At 66.7% G+C, this 18,767-nt stretch carries 15 protein-coding genes; 10 read left to right on the top strand and 5 right to left on the bottom strand.

Annotated elements, in window-relative coordinates:
• Positions 1 to 212: 212 nt before the first annotated feature.
• The 4 genes from clpS (at position 213) to CFB46_RS00615 (ending at position 5,212) form a co-directional block, all read left to right on the top strand.
• Complete coding sequence (gene clpS / locus CFB46_RS00630) at positions 213 to 527, top strand: ATP-dependent Clp protease adapter ClpS (RefSeq protein ID WP_006398529.1); 315 nt, start codon at positions 213 to 215, stop codon at positions 525 to 527.
• Positions 524 to 2,824, top strand: a complete 2,301-nt coding sequence (gene clpA / locus CFB46_RS00625; RefSeq protein WP_027785211.1) for an ATP-dependent Clp protease ATP-binding subunit ClpA — start codon at positions 524 to 526, stop codon at positions 2,822 to 2,824. Before clpS ends, clpA begins: the two co-directional genes overlap by 4 nt.
• Positions 2,825 to 2,927: 103 nt before the next feature.
• The gene (locus tag CFB46_RS00620) at positions 2,928 to 4,307 is read left to right on the top strand and encodes an amino acid permease (protein WP_027785210.1); all 1,380 of its coding nucleotides are present in this window, start codon (positions 2,928 to 2,930) and stop codon (positions 4,305 to 4,307) included.
• Between the two features lie 134 nt (positions 4,308 to 4,441).
• Positions 4,442 to 5,212: a COG4705 family protein gene (locus CFB46_RS00615; RefSeq protein ID WP_089499106.1), complete on the top strand. Its 771-nt coding sequence runs from the start codon at positions 4,442 to 4,444 to the stop codon at positions 5,210 to 5,212.
• A 57-nt stretch (positions 5,213 to 5,269) separates the two neighbouring features.
• Here the strand turns inward: CFB46_RS00615 and dut are convergent, their stop codons facing one another.
• The 5 genes from dut to CFB46_RS00590 form a co-directional block, all read right to left on the bottom strand.
• A complete protein-coding gene (gene dut / locus CFB46_RS00610) occupies positions 5,270 to 5,716 on the bottom strand; it encodes a dUTP diphosphatase (protein WP_027785208.1) in 447 nt (148 codons plus the stop codon).
• A gap of 55 nt (positions 5,717 to 5,771) precedes the next feature.
• Positions 5,772 to 6,983, bottom strand: coding sequence for a bifunctional phosphopantothenoylcysteine decarboxylase/phosphopantothenate--cysteine ligase CoaBC (coaBC, locus tag CFB46_RS00605; RefSeq protein WP_027785207.1), 1,212 nt, complete (start codon positions 6,981 to 6,983; stop codon positions 5,772 to 5,774).
• Between the two features lie 67 nt (positions 6,984 to 7,050).
• Positions 7,051 to 7,551, bottom strand: a complete 501-nt coding sequence (gene lspA, locus CFB46_RS00600; protein WP_027785206.1) for a signal peptidase II — start codon at positions 7,549 to 7,551, stop codon at positions 7,051 to 7,053.
• A 2-nt stretch (positions 7,552 to 7,553) separates the two neighbouring features.
• Positions 7,554 to 10,391: an isoleucine--tRNA ligase gene (gene ileS, locus CFB46_RS00595; protein WP_027785205.1), complete on the bottom strand. Its 2,838-nt coding sequence runs from the start codon at positions 10,389 to 10,391 to the stop codon at positions 7,554 to 7,556.
• Positions 10,392 to 10,495: 104 nt separating this feature from the next.
• Complete coding sequence (locus tag CFB46_RS00590; protein WP_027785204.1) at positions 10,496 to 11,488, bottom strand: bifunctional riboflavin kinase/FAD synthetase; 993 nt, start codon at positions 11,486 to 11,488, stop codon at positions 10,496 to 10,498.
• A gap of 123 nt (positions 11,489 to 11,611) precedes the next feature.
• Here CFB46_RS00590 and purN point away from each other — a divergent pair, with 123 nt between their 5' ends.
• From purN to nadC, 6 genes are all read left to right on the top strand, one after another.
• Positions 11,612 to 12,274 carry a phosphoribosylglycinamide formyltransferase gene (gene purN / locus CFB46_RS00585; RefSeq protein ID WP_027785203.1) on the top strand — a complete coding sequence of 221 codons (663 nt, stop codon included), beginning with the start codon at positions 11,612 to 11,614 and terminating at the stop codon, positions 12,272 to 12,274.
• Positions 12,271 to 13,536 carry an RsmB/NOP family class I SAM-dependent RNA methyltransferase gene (locus CFB46_RS00580; protein WP_027785202.1) on the top strand — a complete coding sequence of 422 codons (1,266 nt, stop codon included), beginning with the start codon at positions 12,271 to 12,273 and terminating at the stop codon, positions 13,534 to 13,536. Before purN ends, CFB46_RS00580 begins: the two co-directional genes overlap by 4 nt.
• 17 nt (positions 13,537 to 13,553) lie before the next feature.
• Positions 13,554 to 14,936 carry a mechanosensitive ion channel family protein gene (locus CFB46_RS00575; protein ID WP_089499105.1) on the top strand — a complete coding sequence of 461 codons (1,383 nt, stop codon included), beginning with the start codon at positions 13,554 to 13,556 and terminating at the stop codon, positions 14,934 to 14,936.
• Positions 14,937 to 15,156: 220 nt separating this feature from the next.
• Positions 15,157 to 16,353, top strand: a complete 1,197-nt coding sequence (locus tag CFB46_RS00570) for a DesA family fatty acid desaturase (protein WP_027785200.1) — start codon at positions 15,157 to 15,159, stop codon at positions 16,351 to 16,353.
• 253 nt (positions 16,354 to 16,606) lie between these two features.
• Positions 16,607 to 17,743, top strand: a complete 1,137-nt coding sequence (gene nadA, locus CFB46_RS00565; protein WP_027785199.1) for a quinolinate synthase NadA — start codon at positions 16,607 to 16,609, stop codon at positions 17,741 to 17,743.
• A complete protein-coding gene (gene nadC, locus CFB46_RS00560) occupies positions 17,743 to 18,753 on the top strand; it encodes a carboxylating nicotinate-nucleotide diphosphorylase (RefSeq protein WP_089499104.1) in 1,011 nt (336 codons plus the stop codon). The genes nadA and nadC overlap by 1 nt, the downstream gene beginning before the upstream one ends.
• Positions 18,754 to 18,767 lie beyond the last annotated feature (14 nt).

Genomic DNA, 18,767 nt, shown 5'->3' with positions numbered 1-18,767 from the left:
CCGGCTTGTGGGATACTGGATGCGGACACGACGTTCCGGTGCGATTCCCCCTGACGGTTCGTGTTCCGCGCCATGCGTGAAAGCCGGCACCGCAGCCGGCTTTCGTATGGCGCGAGGACGATCGCGTGTTCCGGGATACCGGGGAGGGCGCCGGCCGGTCGGTCGGGTAATGGCAGGATTGCGGGCCTGTCCGAGTTGTTTAGAATGGGTGTATGGCGATTATCCCGGACAAGCAGGACAGTACCGTCCTGGAACGCAAGCAGCAGAAGCTCAAGCCGCCTTCGATGTACAAGGTGGTGCTGCTGAACGACGACTTCACGCCGATGGAGTTCGTCGTGATGGTGGTCCAGGAGTATTTCAAGAAGGATCGCGAGACGGCCACGCAGATCATGCTGAAGGTCCATCGCGAAGGGCGAGGGGTTTGTGGGGTCTATACGCGGGACATCGCGTCGACCAAGGTTGAGCAAGTCGTTACCCATGCGCGGCAGGCAGGGCATCCGCTGCAGTGCGTGATGGAGGAAGCATGATTGCCCAGGAATTGGAAGTCAGCCTGCACATGGCGTTCATGGAAGCACGCCAGGCGCGCCATGAGTTCATTACGGTCGAGCATTTGCTGCTCGCCCTGCTGGATAATCCGACGGCGGCCGAGGTGTTGCGCGCGTGCGCGGCAAACATCGAGGACCTGCGTCAGAACCTGCGCAATTTCATCCACGACAACACACCTACCGTCCCGGGCACCGACGATGTCGACACCCAGCCGACGCTCGGTTTCCAGCGCGTGATCCAGCGCGCGATCATGCACGTCCAGTCGACGTCGAACGGCAAGAAGGAAGTGACCGGCGCGAACGTGCTGGTCGCGATCTTCGGCGAGAAGGATTCGCACGCCGTGTACTACCTGCAGCAGCAGGGCGTCACGCGCCTCGACGTGGTGAACTTCATTTCGCACGGCATCGCGAAGACGAACAACGGCGAAGCCGCGAAGTCGACCGACGCGAACGCGGAAAGCGAAGACGCGAATGCGCAGAAGGAAACGCCGCTCGCCCAGTTCACGCAGAACCTGAACCAGATGGCGAAGGACGGCCGCATCGATCCGCTGATCGGTCGCGAGCCCGAGGTCGAGCGCGTCGTGCAGGTGCTGTGCCGCCGCCGCAAGAACAATCCGCTGCTCGTCGGCGAAGCCGGCGTCGGCAAGACCGCGATCGCCGAAGGGCTCGCGTACCGGATCACGCGCGGCGAGGTGCCGGACATCCTCGCGAACGCGCAGGTGTACTCCCTCGACATGGGCGCGTTGCTGGCAGGCACCAAGTATCGCGGCGATTTCGAGCAGCGCCTGAAGACGGTGCTGAAGGAGCTCAAGGAGCGCCCGCACGCGATCCTGTTCATCGACGAAATCCATACGCTGATCGGCGCGGGCGCCGCATCGGGCGGCACGCTCGACGCGTCGAACCTGCTGAAGCCGGCGCTGTCGTCGGGCACGCTCAAGTGCATCGGCGCGACCACGTTCACCGAATATCGCGGCATCTTCGAGAAGGATGCGGCGCTGTCGCGGCGCTTCCAGAAGGTCGACGTGACGGAGCCGAGCGTCGAGCAGACGGTCGCGATCCTGCGCGGGCTGAAGTCGCGCTTCGAGGAGCACCACGGCGTGAAGTATTCGTCGGGCGCCCTGTCGGCCGCGGCCGAACTGTCGGCGCGCTTCATCACCGACCGTCACCTGCCGGACAAGGCGATCGACGTGATCGACGAGGCGGGCGCCGCGCAGCGCATCCTGCCGAAGTCGAAGCAGAAGAAGACGATCGGCAAGGGCGAGATCGAGGAAATCATCTCGAAGATCGCGCGCGTGCCGGCGCAAAGCGTGTCGCAGGACGATCGCAGCAAGCTGCAGACGCTCGATCGCGACCTGAAGAGCGTCGTGTTTGGCCAGGATCCGGCGATCGACGCGCTCGCGGCCTCGATCAAGATGGCGCGCGCGGGCCTCGGCAAGATGGACAAGCCGATCGGCGCGTTCCTGTTCTCCGGCCCGACGGGCGTCGGCAAGACCGAAGTGGCGCGCCAGCTCGCGTTCACGCTGGGCATCGAGCTGATCCGCTTCGACATGTCGGAATACATGGAGCGTCACGCGGTGAGCCGGTTGATCGGTGCGCCGCCGGGCTATGTCGGGTTCGACCAGGGCGGCCTCTTGACCGAAGCCGTCACGAAGAAGCCGCATTGCGTGCTGCTGCTCGACGAAATCGAGAAGGCGCATCCGGACATCTTCAACGTGCTGCTGCAGGTGATGGACCACGGCACGCTGACGGACAACAACGGCCGCAAGGCGGATTTCCGCAACGTCATCATCATCATGACGACGAACGCGGGCGCCGAGTCAATGCAGAAGGCGACGATCGGCTTCACGACGCGCCGCGAAACCGGCGACGAGATGACCGACATCAAGCGCCTGTTCACGCCGGAGTTCCGTAACCGGCTGGATGCGATCATCAGCTTCCGCTCGCTCGATGAGGAAATCATCATGCGCGTGGTCGACAAGTTCCTGATCCAGCTCGAGGAACAGCTGCACGAGAAGAAGGTCGACGCGCTCTTCACCGACGCGTTGCGCAAGCATCTCGCGAAGCACGGCTTCGACCCGCTGATGGGCGCGCGGCCGATGCAGCGGCTGATCCAGGACACGATCCGGCGCGCGCTGGCCGACGAACTGCTGTTCGGCAAGCTGCTCAACGGCGGCCACGTGACGGTCGACGTCGACGAGGGCGACAAGGTGCAGCTGTCGTTCGACAAGCTGGCGAATCCGCCGCACAAGCCGAACGAAGAGACGGTCGAAGTCGAGTAAGCGATAATTCGTTGTTCATGCGAACGGCGCGGGAAGTTCTCCGCGCCGTTTCGTTTTATCCGGCGCCGGCGGCGCGATGGTGGTGCAGGGGAGTGGTAACGCAGTGACACAACAACAACGGTCGTTCGACGATATCGTCGCGCGCGAACAAGGGTTGCGCCACGCGCTGACGTCGGGGCAGATGGCGATGATCGCGATCGGCGGCGCGATCGGCACGGGGCTGTTCCTCGGCAGCGGGTTCGCGATCGGGCTCGCCGGCCCGAGCGTGCTGGTTTCGTATGCGATCGGCGCGCTGATCGCGCTGCTGCTGATGGGCGCGCTCGCGGAAATGACGGTCGCGCATCCGACGGCCGGCTCGTTCGGCGCCTATGCCGAGCACTACGTCGGCCCGCTCGCGGGTTTTCTCGTGCGTTATGCGTACTGGTTCGCGGTCGTGTTCGCGATCGGCACCGAGATCAGCGCGATCGCCGTGTTCATGAAGTACTGGTTCCCGGCGGTGCCCGGCTGGTACTGGGTGATCTGCTTCTCCGCGCTGCTGATCGCGGTGAACCTCGCGAGCGTCACGTTGTACGGGACGGTCGAATACGCGTTTTCGCTGCTGAAGATCGCGGCGATCGTCGTGTTCATCGTGCTCGGCGCGTATCTCGTCTGGTCGGCGCCGGCCGCATCGGGCGTCGGTTTCGCGAACTACACCGCGCACGGCGGCTTCATGCCGAAGGGGCCGTGGGGTACGTGGGTCGCGGTGATCGTCGCGATCTTCAGCTACATGAGCATCGAAGCCGTCGCGATCGCGGCCGGCGAGGCGCGCGATCCGCAGCACGCGGTCACGCGCGCATTCCGGTCGACCGTGTTCCGGCTCGTGCTGTTCTACCTGCTGACACTCGCGCTGATGCTCGCGATCGTGCCGTGGACGCAGGCCGGCACCGACGAAAGCCCGTTCGTGAAGGTAATGGCCGCGACGCACGTGCCGTACGCGGCGGGCGTGATCAACTTCGTGCTGTTGATCGCGGCGCTGTCGGCGATGAACAGCCAGCTCTACGTGACGACGCGGATGATGTTCAGCCTGTCGCGCGCGCGTCTCGCGCCCGCGGTGTTCGGCCGGCTCGGCACGAACGGCGTGCCGCGCGCGGCGCTGTGGATCTCGACGAGCGGCGTCGCGGTGGCGGCCGTGCTGGTCGCGCTTGCGCCCGACACCGCGTTCACGGTGATGATGGCGATCGCGATGTTCGGCGCGCTGTTCACCTGGCTGATGATCTTCGTCACGCACCTGCGGTTCCGTTCGCGGTATCGCGGCCCCGCGCTCGCGTTCCGGATGTGGGGACACCCGTTCGGCAGCCTGCTCGGCGCGGGGCTCGTGGCCGCGATTCTGCTGACGACCGCTTTCACGCGCGAGTTCCGGATGACGATGGTGGTCGGCGTCGTATTCGTCGTGCTGCTGACGCTCGCCTACGCACTGCATTACCGGCACCAACACGCGCGCTGAGCGCGCCGGCGTGGCCGCCCACGCCGTTCTTCAGTCGCTAAGGTTCCGTTAAGCGAGCGGCGACTACATTCGATCCTGTCTGCAAGGCGTGCGGGTCCGTACCGGCGCGCCATTTCCTGTAAAAAGGGGTTCGAATGAACAAACTTCCCGAAATCACGCTCGCGTTCTGGATCATGAAGATCTGCGCGACGACGCTCGGCGAAACGGGCGGCGACCTGCTGTCGATGACGCTGAACGTCGGCTACGCGGTGAGCTCGATCCTGCTGTTCGGCTTCTTCCTCGTGACGCTGGGTGCGCAGCTCAGGACGACGCGTTATCGTCCGGCGATCTACTGGGCCGTGATCGTCGCGACGAGCACGGCCGGCACGACAATGTCCGATTTCATGGATCGCACGCTCGGGCTCGGCTATGCGGCCGGCTCGTCGATTCTGGTCGCGATCCTGCTGGCGATCTTCGCGGTCTGGCGCCTCAGCGGCGAATCGCTGTCGGTCGACCTGATCCGGACGCGCAAGGTCGAGCTGCTGTACTGGATCGCGATCCTGTTCTCGAACACGCTCGGCACCGCGCTCGGCGACTTCCTCGCCGACAGCTCGGGGCTCGGTTTCGGCGGCGGCGCACTGCTGATCGGCGGCCTGCTGGCGGCGATCGTGCTCGCGCACTACTTCACGCGCATTTCCGGCGTGCTGCTGTTCTGGGCCGCGTTCGTGCTCACCCGTCCGTTCGGTGCAACGGTCGGCGACCTGCTGACGAAGCCGGTCGCGAAGGGCGGCCTCGCGCTCGGTACGGTCGGCTCGTCGGCCGTGCTGCTCGGCGTGCTGGCGGCGATGGTCGTCTATGCGAGCATCGCGCAGGCGCGGCGTCGCGAGCCGGCGCTCGCGCGAATCGCGCAATCGAGTGGCAAGTGAGTGATGGCGCGTGAAAAGGAAAGGGGCCGCGAGGCCCCTTTTTTCGTGCTGCGTGGCTCAGTGGCGGCCGGTGCTGCCGAAGCCGCCTGTGCCGCGATCGCTCTCGGCGAATTCGTCGACGATGTTGAACTGCGCCTGCACGACCGGCACGATCACGAGTTGCGCGAGCCGTTCGAACGGGTTCAGCACGAACTCGGTCTGGCCGCGGTTCCACGTCGAGACCATCAGCTGGCCCTGGTAGTCGGAGTCGATCAGGCCGACGAGGTTGCCGAGCACGATCCCGTGCTTGTGGCCGAGGCCCGAGCGCGGCAGGATCAGCGCCGCATAGCCGGGATCGGCAAGGTGGATCGCGAGGCCGGTCGGCACGAGCGTGGTTTCGCCCGGCTGCAGCGTGACCGGTGCGTCGAGGCATGCGCGCAGGTCGAGGCCGGCGCTGCCGGTGGTCGCGTAGGCGGGCAGGTAGTCGCGCATGCGCGCGTCGAGGATCTTCAGGTCGAGTTTCATGCGGTCGTCGAATCGGTCGGGAAGGGCGCGGCGGTGATGGCCGCCGCGCGGTAGATCAGATCAGGCGGTTGTCGGGCAGGCGCTTCGCGATTTCCGCGACGAGCGCATGCGCGAGTTCGTCTTTGGGCGCGCGCGGCAGGCGCGTGAGGCCGGCGGCCTCGAACAGCACGACTTCGTTGTCGTCGAGGCCGAACGTCAGCGGGCCGAGATTGCCGACGAGCAGCGGCACGTTCTTGCGCTTGCGCTTCTCGTCGCCGTGCACGTCGAGGTCGCCGCTTTCGGCCGCGAAACCGACGCAGAATGGCGCATCGGGCAGCGCCGCGACCGACGCGAGGATGTCGGGATTCTCGACGAACGCGAGCGCCGGCATCTTGTGGTCGGCCGTCTTCTTCATCTTGTGCTCGGCCGGCTGTTCGACGCGCCAGTCGGCGACCGCGGCCACCGCGATGAAGATGTCGGCGTCGGCGACCGCGTGCATCACCGCGTCGTACATCTGCTGCGCGGTCTGCACGTCCTGACGGTAGACGCCCCACGGCGTGTCGAGCGCCACCGGCCCGGCGACGAGATGCACGTCGGCGCCGGCCTGCTGCGCGGCGCGGGCGAGCGCGAAACCCATCTTGCCGCTGGAGCGGTTCGTCAGGCCGCGCACCGGGTCGAGCGGTTCGAACGTCGGCCCGGCCGTGATCAGCACGCGGCGGTGCGCGAGCACCTTCGGCGCGAAGTGCGCGACGATCGCTTCATAGATCGCCTCGGGCTCGAGCATGCGGCCATCGCCGACTTCGCCGCATGCCTGCGCGCCCGAATCCGGGCCGAGCACCGACACGCCGTCGGCGCGCAGCTGCGCGGCATTGCGTTGCGTGGCCGGGTTCTGCCACATCTGGCGGTTCATCGCGGGGACGACGAGCAGCGGACAGTCGCGCGCGACGCACAGCGTCGACAGCAGATCGTCGGCGAACCCATGCGCGAGCTTGGCGAGGAAATCCGTCGACGCGGGCGCGATCACGATCGCGTCGGCTTCGCGCGACAGGTCGATGTGCGCCATGTTGTTGTCGATGCGCGCGTCCCACTGGCTCGTATAGACGGGCCGGCCCGACAGCGCCTGCATCGTGACGGGCGTGATGAACTGGGTGGCGGCGTCGGTCATCGCGACCTGCACGGTCGCGCCGGCCTTCACGAGCAGCCGCGTGAGTTCGGCGATCTTGTAGCAGGCGATGCCGCCCGTCAGGCCGAGAACGAGGTGTTTTCCTGCGAGTTCTGCGTGTGCCAACTCAGGCCTCCTGGGGTCAAACGGAACGGCCGGCGCGAAGCCGGCCGTCGACACGGAGTATGCGCGCTCAGCGCGAGCCGCGCACGCGCCGCAGCTCGTCGTAGATCAGCAGCACCGCCCCGATCGTGATCGCGGAATCGGCGAGGTTGAACGCCGGGAAGTGCCACGCGCCGACGTGGAAATCGAGGAAGTCGATCACGTGACCGTAGACGAGCCGGTCGATCACGTTGCCGAGCGCGCCGCCGAGGATCAGCGCGAGCGACAGGCTGAACAGCCGCTGCTGGCCGTGACGGCGCAGCAGGAAGCAGATCACGAGCGTCGCGCCGATTCCGAGCGCGGTGAACGCCCAGCGCTGCCAGCCGCTCGCGGTCGACAGGAAGCCGAACGCGGCGCCGCGGTTGTACACCAGCACGAGGTTGAAGAACGACGTCAGCGCATGCTGCGCGCCGTACGCGAACGTTTTCAGGATCGCGATCTTCGACAACTGATCGAACAGGATCACGATCAGCGAAATACCGAGCCAGGGCGCGAGCGCGCCGCTGGCCGGTTTCGACAGGGTTTTCGCCATGGTTAAGCAGCGCTCCGGATTTCGCCGTTTTCAAACAGGTTCGAGAAGCAGCGGCCGCACAGCGTCGGATGCTCGGCGTGCGCGCCGACATCTTCGCGGTAGTGCCAGCAGCGCTCGCATTTCTGGTACTTCGACGCGGCCACGTCGACGCTTTCCTGCGCTTCGTCGTCGACCTTGACGACCGTCGCGGCCGACGTGATCAGCACGAACTTCAGGTCGTCGCCGAGGCTCGTGAGCGCGTCGTAGCGCGCGCCGCTCGCATGCACGGCCACTTCGGCCTGCAGCGACGAACCGATGCGGTTCGCGGTGCGCGCTTCCTCGAGCGCCTTCGTCACGTTGCCGCGCACGTCGCGCAGCAGCGCCCACTTCTCGATCAGCGCGGCCGAGCCGGCGACTTCCGGATACGCGTAGTAGGTTTCCGTGAAGATCGTGTCGCTCGCCGGCTGGAACACCTTCCATGCTTCTTCCGCGGTGAACGACAGGAACGGCGCGAGCACGCGCAAAAGGCCGTGCGTCAGGTGGTACAGCGCGGTCTGCGCGGAGCGGCGCGCGCGCGAATCGGCGGCGCTCGTGTACAGGCGATCCTTCAGCACGTCGAGGTAGAAGCCGCCGAGGTCTTCCGAGCAGTACGTCTGCAGCTTCGCGACGACCGGGTGGAATTCGTACTTTTCGTAGTGGCCGAGCAGCTCCGTCTGCAGTTGCTGCGAGAACGCGACCGCATAGCGGTCGATCTCGAGCCATTCGTCGACCGGCACCGCGTGCTGCGCGAAGTCGAAATCCGACAGGTTCGCGAGCAGGAAGCGCAGCGTGTTGCGGATGCGGCGATAGCCTTCGGTCACGCGCTTCAGGATCTCCTCGGAGATCGCGAGCTCGCCCGAGTAGTCGGTCGACGCGATCCACAGGCGGATGATTTCCGCGCCGAGGCGGTTCGCGACTTCATGCGGGTCGATGCCGTTGCCGAGCGACTTGCTCATCTTGCGGCCTTCGCCGTCGACCGTGAAGCCGTGCGTGAGCAGGCCCTTGTACGGCGCGCGGCCGTCGATCATCGATGCCGTGAGCAGCGACGAGTGGAACCAGCCGCGATGCTGGTCCGAGCCTTCGAGGTACAGGTCGGCCGGGAACTGCAGCTGATCCTTGTGCGAGCCGCGCAGCACGTGCCAGTGCGTCGTGCCCGAGTCGAACCACACGTCGAGCGTGTCGCGGTTCTTTTCGTACAGGTTCGCATCGTCGCCAATCAGCTCGCGCGGGTCGAGCGACTGCCACGCCTCGATGCCCGACTGCTCGACGCGCTTCGCGACTTCCTCGAGCAGCTCGAGCGTGCGCGGGTGCAGCTCGCCGGTTTCCTTGTGCACGAAGAACGCCATCGGCACGCCCCACTGGCGCTGGCGCGACAGCGTCCAGTCCGGACGGTTCGCGATCATGCTGAACAGGCGCTGCTTGCCCCAGGACGGGTAGAACGCGGTCGCGTCGACGCCTTCGAGCGCCGTCTCGCGCAGCGTCTTGCCGCCGTCGCGCGGCGTCACGTCCATGCCCGCGAACCACTGCGACGTCGCGCGGTAGATGATCGGCGTCTTGTGGCGCCAGCAGTGCATGTAGCTGTGCGTGTACTTCTCGCTGCGCAGCAGGGAGCCGGCCGCGTGCAGCGCGTCGACGATCTTCGGGTTCGCCTCCCAGATCGACAGGCCGCCGAACAGCGGCAGCGATTCGATATAGCGGCCGTCCCCCATCACCGGGTTGATGAAGTCGGAATCGGTCATCCCGTGCGCCTTGCACGACATGAAATCCTCGATACCGTACGCGGGCGACGAGTGCACGACGCCGGTACCGGTGTCGGTCGTCACGTAGTCGCCGAGGTAGACGGGCGCGGTGCGCTTGTAGCCGGGGTGAGCCGACGCGAGCGGGTGGTGGAAGCGCAGGTTCGCGAGCTTCACGCCGGGCGCGGTCGCGACGACGCGGCCGGTCAGCTTGAAGTCGGTCATGCAGGCTTCGACGCGCTCTTCGGCGATGATCAGCAGCCCGCGCTCGGTGTCGACGAGCGCGTAGACGATTTCCGGATGGAGGTTCAGCGCCTGGTTGGCGGGAATCGTCCAAGGCGTGGTGGTCCAGATCACGATGCCGCCCTCGGCGCGCGGCAGCGCCGGCAGGCCGAACGCCTGCGCGGTCTTTTCCGGTTCCGCGAACGCGAACATCACGTCGATCGTCGGATCGGTGCGGTCCTTGTATTCGACTTCCGCTTCCGCGAGCGCCGAGCCGCAGTCGAAGCACCAGTTGACCGGCTTCAGCCCGCGGTACACGTAGCCCTTCTCGATGATCTTGCCGAGCGCGCGGATTTCTTCCGCCTCGTTGACGAAGTTCATCGTCTTGTACGGGTTGGCCCAGTCGCCGAGCACGCCCAGGCGCTTGAAGCCGACCTTCTGCTTCTCGATCTGCTCGGTCGCGTACGCGCGCGCCTTGCTCATCACTTCGGCCGCCGGCAGCGACTTGCCGAACTGCTTCTCGATCTGGATCTCGATCGGCATCCCGTGGCAATCCCAGCCCGGCACGTAAGGCGCGTCGAAGCCGGCCATGTTGCGCGACTTGACGACGATATCCTTCAGGATCTTGTTGACCGCGTGGCCGAGGTGGATGTCGCCGTTCGCATACGGCGGGCCGTCGTGCAGGATGAACTTCGGGCGGCCCTGGCTGGCCGCGCGGATCTTGTCGTAGATGCCGCGCTCTTCCCACTCCTTGACCCACTGCGGCTCGCGCTTGGGCAGGTCGCCGCGCATCGGGAACGGCGTGTCGAGCAGGTTGACCGGATACTTGGCCTGCGGTTTCGAATCGGCTTTCTTGTTGCTCATGATGGGATCGCTATCTAAATCGGGGAGACGCTCGGGCGTCGTGAATCGGGGATGCGCGCGAGAGGGCGGCGCGAGGGTGCGGCGCCAGGGCGCCGCCGTCCGGATCAGCTAATTCGGTCGGTGGCCGACGTCGCGAAGCCCGTCGCGCGGCTGCCCGGCGCACGGTCGCGCTCGATGAAGTACGCGCGCGCATTCGCGACGTCCAGCGCGATCGCGCGCGACAGCGCCTCGAGATCGTCGAACTTCGCCTCGTCGCGCAGCTTCTTCAGGAATTCGACACGGATCAGCTTGCCGTACGCATCGCCGTGCCAGTCGAGCAGATGGACCTCGAGCAGCACGCGGCCCGAATCGTCGACGGTCGGGCGCAGCCCGAGGCTCGCGACGCCCGGCAGCGGCGCGGGGCCGAGGCCGTGCACCTGCACGACGAAGATGCCCGCGAGCGCCGGCCGCTTGTGCGCGATCGGCAGGTTCAGCGTCGGGAAGCCGAGGTCGCGGCCGAGCTTCAGCCCGTGCGCGACGTGGCCGCTGATCGCGTAGCCGTGGCCGAGCGCTTGCGCGGCCGTGTCGAGGTCGCCCGCGGCGAGCGCCGCGCGCACGCCGGAGCTGGAAATGCGCGTGCCGTCGCTGCCGGCCACCGTGCCCATTTGCTCGACCTCGAAGCCGTGCTGCTCGCCGGCCGCCTTCAGCGTGTCGAAGGTGCCCGCGCGCTTCGCGCCGTAGCAGAAATCGTCGCCGACCATCATCCAGCGCGTGTGCAGCCCGTTCACCAGCGTGCGCTCGACGAACGCCTGCGGCGACTGGCTCGCGAAGGTGTGGTTGAAGTGCTCGACGACGACGCGGTCGACCCCGTGGTCGCGCAGTGCCTCGAGCTTGTCGCGCAGCATCGCGATGCGCGGCGGCGCGCCGGCCGGGTTGAAGAATTCGCGCGGGTGCGGCTCGAACGTCATCACGCACACGGGCAGGCCGCGTGCGTCCGCTGCCGCGCGCACGCGCGCGAGCAGGGCCTGGTGGCCGCGATGGACACCGTCGAAGTTGCCGATCGTCAGCGCGCACGGGGCGCGGCTCTCGGCGTTGGGCAGGCCGCGGAAGACTTTCACGATAGCGGATGCAGCGTCGGGGGAATGGGCGGTGGGATGCCGCAAAGCAGAAGATTATAAACGTTCGGGCGGGCCGGCGGCCGAGAAGGCGGGAAACGCGAGGGCGAATGGTAAAATTCGCGGATGAAAAAAATCGTGATCCTGATTTCCGGTCGCGGCAGCAACATGGAGGCCATCGTCCGCGCGTGCGCGCGGGAACGCTGGCCGGCCCGGATTGCCGCCGTGATCGCCAACCTGCCCGATGCGGCCGGACTGGCTTTTGCCGCGTCGCACGGGGCGGCGACGGCGGTGGTCGACCACCGGTCGTTCGATGGCCGCGACAGCTTCGACGCGGCGCTCGCCGCCGAGATCGACCGTTTCGCGCCCGATCTCGTCGTCCTCGCCGGCTTCATGCGTATCCTCACGCCCGCATTCGTCAGACGATACGAGGGCCGGCTGCTGAATATCCATCCGTCGCTGCTGCCGAGCTTCAAGGGCATCCATACGCACCAGCAGGCGCTGGATGCCGGCGTCGCGCTGCATGGCGCGAGCGTGCATTTCGTCATTCCCGAGCTCGACAGCGGCGCGATCGTCGCGCAGGGCGCGGTGCCCGTGCGCGCCGGCGACGACGCGGCCGCGCTCGCGCAGCGCGTGCTGACGATCGAGCACGTGCTGTATCCGCGTGCGGTGCGCTGGTTCGTCGAGGGGCGCCTGCGCCTCGAGAACGGCCGTGCAGTGGTGGCGCCCGACGAGGCGCGCTGGATTTTCGCGGATCAACCGCATACCGAAACGAGTGAGGGTGTATGAAGCTGCACGGATTCCTGATCGGCCAGACCGAGACTTTGCTGGCCGAGGTGCTGAAGTTCGCCGGCCCCGCCGACGCGACGACGAGCCGGTTCTTCCGCGCGCATCCGAAGCTCGGGCATGCCGAGCGCGGCGTGATCGCGGAGGCCGTGTTCGCGGTGCTGCGCCGGAAGATGGAGTTTTCGCATCTGGCCGAGAGCGGCACGGGCACGCCCGCGCGGCGCCTCACGCTGCTCGGCCTGATGCAGACGGTCGGTCGCAATGCGCTGAAGCCATTCCTGTCCGACACCGAGTCCGCCTGGCTCGAGCACGTGTCGAAGATCGACCCTGCGAGCCTGCCTGTGCGCATTCGCACGAATCTGCCCGACTGGATTCACCAGGCGCTGTCGGCCCGTTTCGACGCCGACGAGCTCGCGCAACTCGCCGCCGCGCTGAACTACCCGGCGCCGCTCGACCTGCGTGCCAACGCGCAGAAGGCGACCCGCGACCAGGTGATCGAAGCGCTGCGCGTGAGCGGCATCGAGGCGGGCGCGACGCCGTTCGCGCCGTTCGGCGTGCGCGTGGTCGGCAAGCCGGCGCTGACGCGCCTGAAGCTGTTCGAGGAAGGCGCGATCGAGGTGCAGGACGAAGGCAGCCAGCTGCTGTGCTCGCTGGTCGCGCCGCGGCGCGGCGAGATGGTCGTCGATTTCTGCGCGGGCGCCGGCGGCAAGACGCTCGCGCTCGGCGCGATGATGCGCTCGACCGGGCGCCTCTATGCGTTCGACATCTCGGAGAAGCGCCTTGCGAAGCTGAAGCCGCGCCTCGCGCGCAGCGGGCTGTCGAACGTGAACCCGGTGCTGATCGACAGCGAGCACGACGCGAAGATCAAGCGGCTCGCCGGCAAGATCGACCGCGTGCTGGTCGACGCGCCGTGCAGCGGCCTCGGCACGCTGCGCCGCAATCCTGACCTGAAGTGGCGGCAGACGCGCACGGCGATCGACGAGCTGACGCCGAAGCAGGCGTCGATCCTCGCGAGCGCCGCACGGCTCGTGAAGAAGGGCGGCCGGCTCATCTACGCGACCTGCAGCGTGCTCGACGCCGAGAACGAGCGCATCGTCGAACAGTTCCTGGCCGATCACCCCGAGTTCGTGCTGGTGCCGGCGCAGCAGGTGCTGGCCGACCAGCGCATCGAGCTCGAGACGGGCGACTACCTGTCGCTATGGCCGCACCGTCACGCGACCGACGGTTTCTTCGCGGCGGTGCTCGAACGCCGCGCCGCGCAGTAACGACGCGCGGACGGACGATGGAGAATCTGCAGAGCCGCCTGCTGTCGCACCGGCTGGCATCGGTGATTCGCGATTTCCACCAGCCGGTGATGATCTGGCAGGCGGCGCTCCTCGTCGGGGCGCTGTGTTTCGCGTGGGTGGCCGCGCGCTTCGTGCACGGCCGGATCGACGCTCGGCGCCGGGCAGCCGGACGCGCGCCGGGCGCGGGCGCGCAAAGCCTGAAGCGTGCGCTGTTTCCGCTGTTCGGCAGCGTGTTCGTCGGCGCCGCGCAGCTCGCGTTCGACCCGTTCATGTCGACGTCGCTGCTGTCGCTCGCGCTCGTGCCGCTGTTCGGCATCGGGCTGATCTACGTGCTGTTCTTCTTCGCGCGGCGCGTGTTCGCGCGCGACGGCCACACGCACGCATGGCTGTCGATCGTCGAGAAGATCGTGTCGACCGTCGTGTGGGCCGCGATGGCGATGACCGTGCTCGGCATCCAGCGCGACGTGCTCGGCTGGCTCGACAGCGTGCAGTTCCGGGTCGCGACCGCGCACCTCACGCTGCTGTCGGTGATCTCCGGTGCGCTGTGGGTATGCGTGACGCTGATGGTCGCGATGTGGCTCGGCTCGGTGCTCGAGGATCGCCTGTCGCGCGCGAGCACGCTCGACGCGAACCTGAAGGTCGTGCTGTCGCGGGTCGGCCGCGCGCTGCTCGTGTTCGCGGCGATCCTGATCGGGCTGTCGCTCGTCGGCATCGACGTGACGGTGCTCGGCGTGTTCGGCGGCGCGGTGGGCGTCGGCCTCGGTTTCGGGCTGCAGAAGATCGCGAGCAACTACGTGTCGGGCTTCATCATCCTGGTCGACCGCTCGCTGCGGCTTGGCGATGCGATCAGCGTCGGCGGGCTGCAGGGCGTCGTCACGCAGATCCGCACGCGCTACACGGTCGTGCGCGGCCTCGACGGCAACGAGACGCTGATCCCGAACGAGAAACTGATCACCGACGTCGTGCAGAACCAGTCGTCGTACCTGACGCGCGGCTATGCGAAAGTCGCGGTGCAGGTCGCGTACACGAGCGACGTCGAGCAGGCGCTCGCGTTGCTCGTCGCTGCCGCGAAGGACGTGCCGCGTGTGCTGGCCGAGCCGGCGCCGACCCCGTACCTCGTGAGTTTCGGCGCGGACGGGATCGACCTGGAGCTCGGCTTCTGGATCGAGGATGCGGCGAAAGGCACGTCGGGCGTGCGCTCGAGCGTGAACCGCAACATCTGGCGGCTGTTCAGCGAGCACGGGATTTCGATTCCGTTTCCGCAGTGCGAGGTGCGCGTGGTCGGGCTGCCGGACGGCTTTCCCGCGCCGGGCGTGGCGGCCGGGCTCGATCCGGCGCCCGCCGACGGTGCGCTGAACGGGCGCGCGCCGGCGGCGTAGCGGGCGGGCGCGGTCAATCGTACCGATTCCCCGGTCGAAACCGGATCGCGCGCCTTTCCGAGTCCGCCGGTGGACCGCGCGGATTGCGTCAGGGCAAGAAAATATTCATTTTTTACAAAGACTTGGAACGGTTGAAGTAAAATTCTGGTCTACACGCGGTATGCTTTCAGTTTTATGACGCTGGCATGAGCCGGCGTCGCTCTCATCACGGGTAACTGCCTTGTTGAATTCCCTGCTCGATTTTCTTTCCCACGGGCTCCTGCGTTTTTCGTGGTGGCAGGTCGCGCTGTTCGCGCTTGCCGTCACGCACGTCACGATCATCGGCGTGACGGTCTACCTGCATCGCTGCCAGGCGCACCGCGCGCTGGAGATGCATCCGATCGCGAGCCATTTTTTCCGTTTCTGGCTGTGGATGACCACCGGGATGCTGACCGGCCAGTGGGCGGCGATCCATCGCAAGCACCACGCGAAGTGCGAAACCGAGGAAGATCCGCACAGCCCGCAGACGCGCGGCATCTGGAAGGTGTTCCTCGAGGGCGCCGAGCTGTATCGCGCGGAAGCGAAGAATGAAGAGACGATGCGCAAGTTCAGCCACGGCACGCCGAACGACTGGCTCGAGCGCAATCTCTACTCGAAGTACCCGATCCTCGGCATCAGCATGATGATGGTGATCGACGTCGCGTTGTTCGGCGTGCTCGGCCTGACCGTGTGGGCCGTGCAGATGGTGTGGATCCCGTTCTGGGCGGCGGGCGTCGTCAACGGCTTCGGTCATTTCTGGGGTTATCGCAACTTCAACTCGGCCGACGCCAGCACGAACCTGTTCCCGTGGGGCATCCTGATCGGCGGCGAAGAACTGCACAACAACCACCACACGTTCGCGACGTCGGCGAAGCTGTCGAACAAGTGGTACGAGTTCGATATCGGCTGGATGTACATCCGCATCATGTCGGCATTCGGTCTCGCCAAGGTGAAGAAGGTCGCGCCCACGCCGCGCCTGAACAAGCCGAAGACGGTGCTCGACCAGGAAACGCTGCAGGCCGTGCTGTCGAACCGCTATGAAGTGATGGCGAGTTACGGCAAGGCCGTGAAGCGTGCGTACCGCCAGGAGCTCGCGCACCTGAAGGAACTCGGTTCGAGCGAGAAGTACCAGCTGATGCGCGGCGCGCGCAAGTGGTTCCACAAGGACGCCGACGGCCTCGACGAGCCGCAGAAAAAGCTGCTGCCGGAAATCTTCGCGAACAGCCAGAAGCTGCATACGTACTTCCAGCTGCGCCAGGATCTCGCCGCGATCTGGGATCGTTCGACCGCGTCGCGCGAACAACTTCTCGCGCAATTGCAGGATTGGTGCCATCGCGCGGAACAAAGCGGCATCAAGGCGCTGCAGGAATTCGCGACGCGCCTGCGTCGCTACGCCTGATTCGAAATCGATTAGAATCTCAGGACGTCACAAACCCCGCGTTGGCGGGGTTTTTTCATTTGGGGCGCCGGTTTTTGACGGATCGGCGGCGCCGGTATTGGTATGAAGCTTTGGGGCGTGGCGAGTGGGTGCCCCGGACGAGTGCAAGGGATGGGATCGGGGCAGGCGCCAAAGCGCCGACGCTGATCGACCGCGAAGCATGGGATCAGAGTAAGCGCTGAAGCGCCAACTCTGATCGACAGGAGATATGGAGATGCAATCGACGATCAAACCCGTCGAGTACGACCGGCCCGTCGCAGCTGGGACCGTGTGCGGCGTGGGACAGGCATGGGCCAAGGTGCCCGAGGCGCCGTCCGCCGAGGAGCGCGCTTCGCTGAAGGCACGCATCAAGGCGTTGCTCGCCCGTGAAAAGGCCGTGCTGGTCGCCCACTACTACGTGGATGCCGAACTGCAGGAACTGGCCGACGAAACGGGCGGCTGCGTGGCCGATTCGCTCGAAATGGCCCGCTTCGGCCGCGATCACGACGCGCAGACGCTGGTCGTCGCGGGCGTGCGCTTCATGGGCGAAACCGCGAAGATCCTGAGCCCGAACAAACGGATCCTGATGCCCGATCTCGACGCGACCTGTTCGCTCGACCTCGGCTGTCCGGTCGACGAATTCTCGGCGTTCTGCGATGCGCATCCGGACCGTACCGTCGTCGTCTACGCGAACACCAGCGCGGCCGTGAAGGCGCGCGCGGACTGGATGGTCACGTCGTCGATCGGCCTCGAGATCGTGGCCGATCTGCACGCGCGCGGCGAAAAGATCATCTGGGCCCCGGACCGCCATCTGGGCAGCTATATCCAGAAGAAGACCGGCGCGGACATGCTGCTGTGGCAGGGCTCGTGCCTCGTCCACGACGAGTTCAAGGGCATCGAGCTCGACCTGCTGCGCGCCGAATATCCGGACGCGAAGGTGCTCGTCCATCCCGAGTCGCCGGAAAACGTCGTGGCGCAGGCCGATGTCGTCGGTTCGACCACGCAACTGATCGACGCGGCCGTCAAGTTCGACGCGAAGCGCTTCATCGTCGCGACCGATCTCGGCATCCTGCACAAGATGCAGCTCGCAGCGCCCGGCAAGACCTTCATCGCGGCGCCGACGGCCGGCAACAGCGCGACCTGCAAGAGCTGCGCGCACTGCCCGTGGATGGCGATGAACGGCCTCGCGAATCTCGCCGACGTGCTTGAACGCGGTCACAACGAGATCTTCGTCGATCCCGCGATCGGCGAGCGTGCGCGTTTGCCGATCGACCGGATGCTCGAATTCGCGGCTGCGCACAAGAAGCGCGTGCAGGCGAGCGGCGACTTGCAGCGCGACCAGCAACTGTTCGCGAACGTGGGGGCGGCGTAATGAACGGCCCCCACGCTCACATTCGTTCGCTGTCGACCGGAGTTGGCGCTTCAGCGCTTACTCCGGTCCCATGCACGGCTCCCCCCGAGGGGGCGGCCGCCTTCCTTGGGGGCGGCCCGGCGGAAGGCGCCGCGACTGCAGTCTCCCCTCTGTTCGAAGCCGTCCGCGCCCAATACGGCGCGGCATTCGACGAAGCGATCGCGCGCAACATGGCCGATGCGATCGCCGAAGACGTCGGCACCGGCGACCAGACCGGGCGGCTCGTGCCGGCCGGCGAGCGCCGCCGTGCGCGGATCATCGTGCGCGAGGAAGCCGTGCTGTGCGGCGTGCCGTGGTTCGACGCCGTGATCGCCCGGATCGATCCGTCGATCGTCGTGCAATGGCGCTATCGCGAAGGCGACCGGATGACGGCCGATTCGACCGTGTGCGAACTCGAAGGGCCGGCGCGCTCGCTCCTGACCGCCGAGCGCAACGGGCTGAACTTCCTGCAGCTGCTGTCGGGCGTCGCGACCGCGACGCGCCGCTACGTCGATCGCGTCGAAGGCACGCGCGCGAAGATCCTCGATACGCGCAAGACGCTGCCGGGGCTGCGGCTCGCGCAGAAGTACGCGGTGCGCGTGGGCGGCGGCGAGAACCAGCGTCTCGCGCTGTACGACGGCATCCTGATCAAGGAGAACCACATCGCGGCGGCAGGCGGTGTCGGCGAGGCACTCGATGCGGCGTTCGCGCTGGAATCGGGCGTGCCCGTGCAGATCGAAGTCGAGACGCTCGCGCAGCTCGACACGGCGCTCGCGCATCGCGCGCAGTCGGTGCTGCTGGACAACTTCACGCTCGACATGATGCGCGAAGCGGTGAGTGTGGCTGCGGGCAAGGCCGTGCTCGAGGTATCGGGCGGCGTCAATCTCGATACGGTGCGCGCGTTCGCGGAGACGGGCGTCGATCGCATCTCGATCGGCGCGCTGACGAAGGACGTGCGGGCGACGGACTATTCGATGCGGATCGTCGACTGACCCAACGTCGTTCA

The organism is Burkholderia sp. HI2761, from assembly GCF_002223355.1.
Classification (GTDB): Bacteria; Pseudomonadota; Gammaproteobacteria; order Burkholderiales; family Burkholderiaceae; genus Burkholderia.
Note: the sequence above shows the minus strand (reverse complement) of the source record. Positions and strands in the feature narration are given on the sequence as shown.

Excerpts from the sequence above, each read along its gene's own strand:
- clpS (WP_006398529.1), top strand. The coding sequence starts at position 213 with ATGGCGATTATCCCGGACAAGCAGGACAGTACCGTCCTGGAACGCAAG.
- clpA (WP_027785211.1), top strand. The coding sequence starts at position 524 with ATGATTGCCCAGGAATTGGAAGTCAGCCTGCACATGGCGTTCATGGAA.
- CFB46_RS00615 (WP_089499106.1), top strand. The coding sequence starts at position 4,442 with ATGAACAAACTTCCCGAAATCACGCTCGCGTTCTGGATCATGAAGATC.
- dut (WP_027785208.1), bottom strand. The coding sequence starts at position 5,716 with ATGAAACTCGACCTGAAGATCCTCGACGCGCGCATGCGCGACTACCTG.
- nadC (WP_089499104.1), top strand. The coding sequence starts at position 17,743 with ATGAACGGCCCCCACGCTCACATTCGTTCGCTGTCGACCGGAGTTGGC.
- nadA (WP_027785199.1), top strand. The coding sequence starts at position 16,607 with ATGCAATCGACGATCAAACCCGTCGAGTACGACCGGCCCGTCGCAGCT.
- purN (WP_027785203.1), top strand. The coding sequence starts at position 11,612 with ATGAAAAAAATCGTGATCCTGATTTCCGGTCGCGGCAGCAACATGGAG.
- CFB46_RS00580 (WP_027785202.1), top strand. The coding sequence starts at position 12,271 with ATGAAGCTGCACGGATTCCTGATCGGCCAGACCGAGACTTTGCTGGCC.
- CFB46_RS00575 (WP_089499105.1), top strand. The coding sequence starts at position 13,554 with ATGGAGAATCTGCAGAGCCGCCTGCTGTCGCACCGGCTGGCATCGGTG.
- lspA (WP_027785206.1), bottom strand. The coding sequence starts at position 7,551 with ATGGCGAAAACCCTGTCGAAACCGGCCAGCGGCGCGCTCGCGCCCTGG.
- ileS (WP_027785205.1), bottom strand. The coding sequence starts at position 10,391 with ATGAGCAACAAGAAAGCCGATTCGAAACCGCAGGCCAAGTATCCGGTC.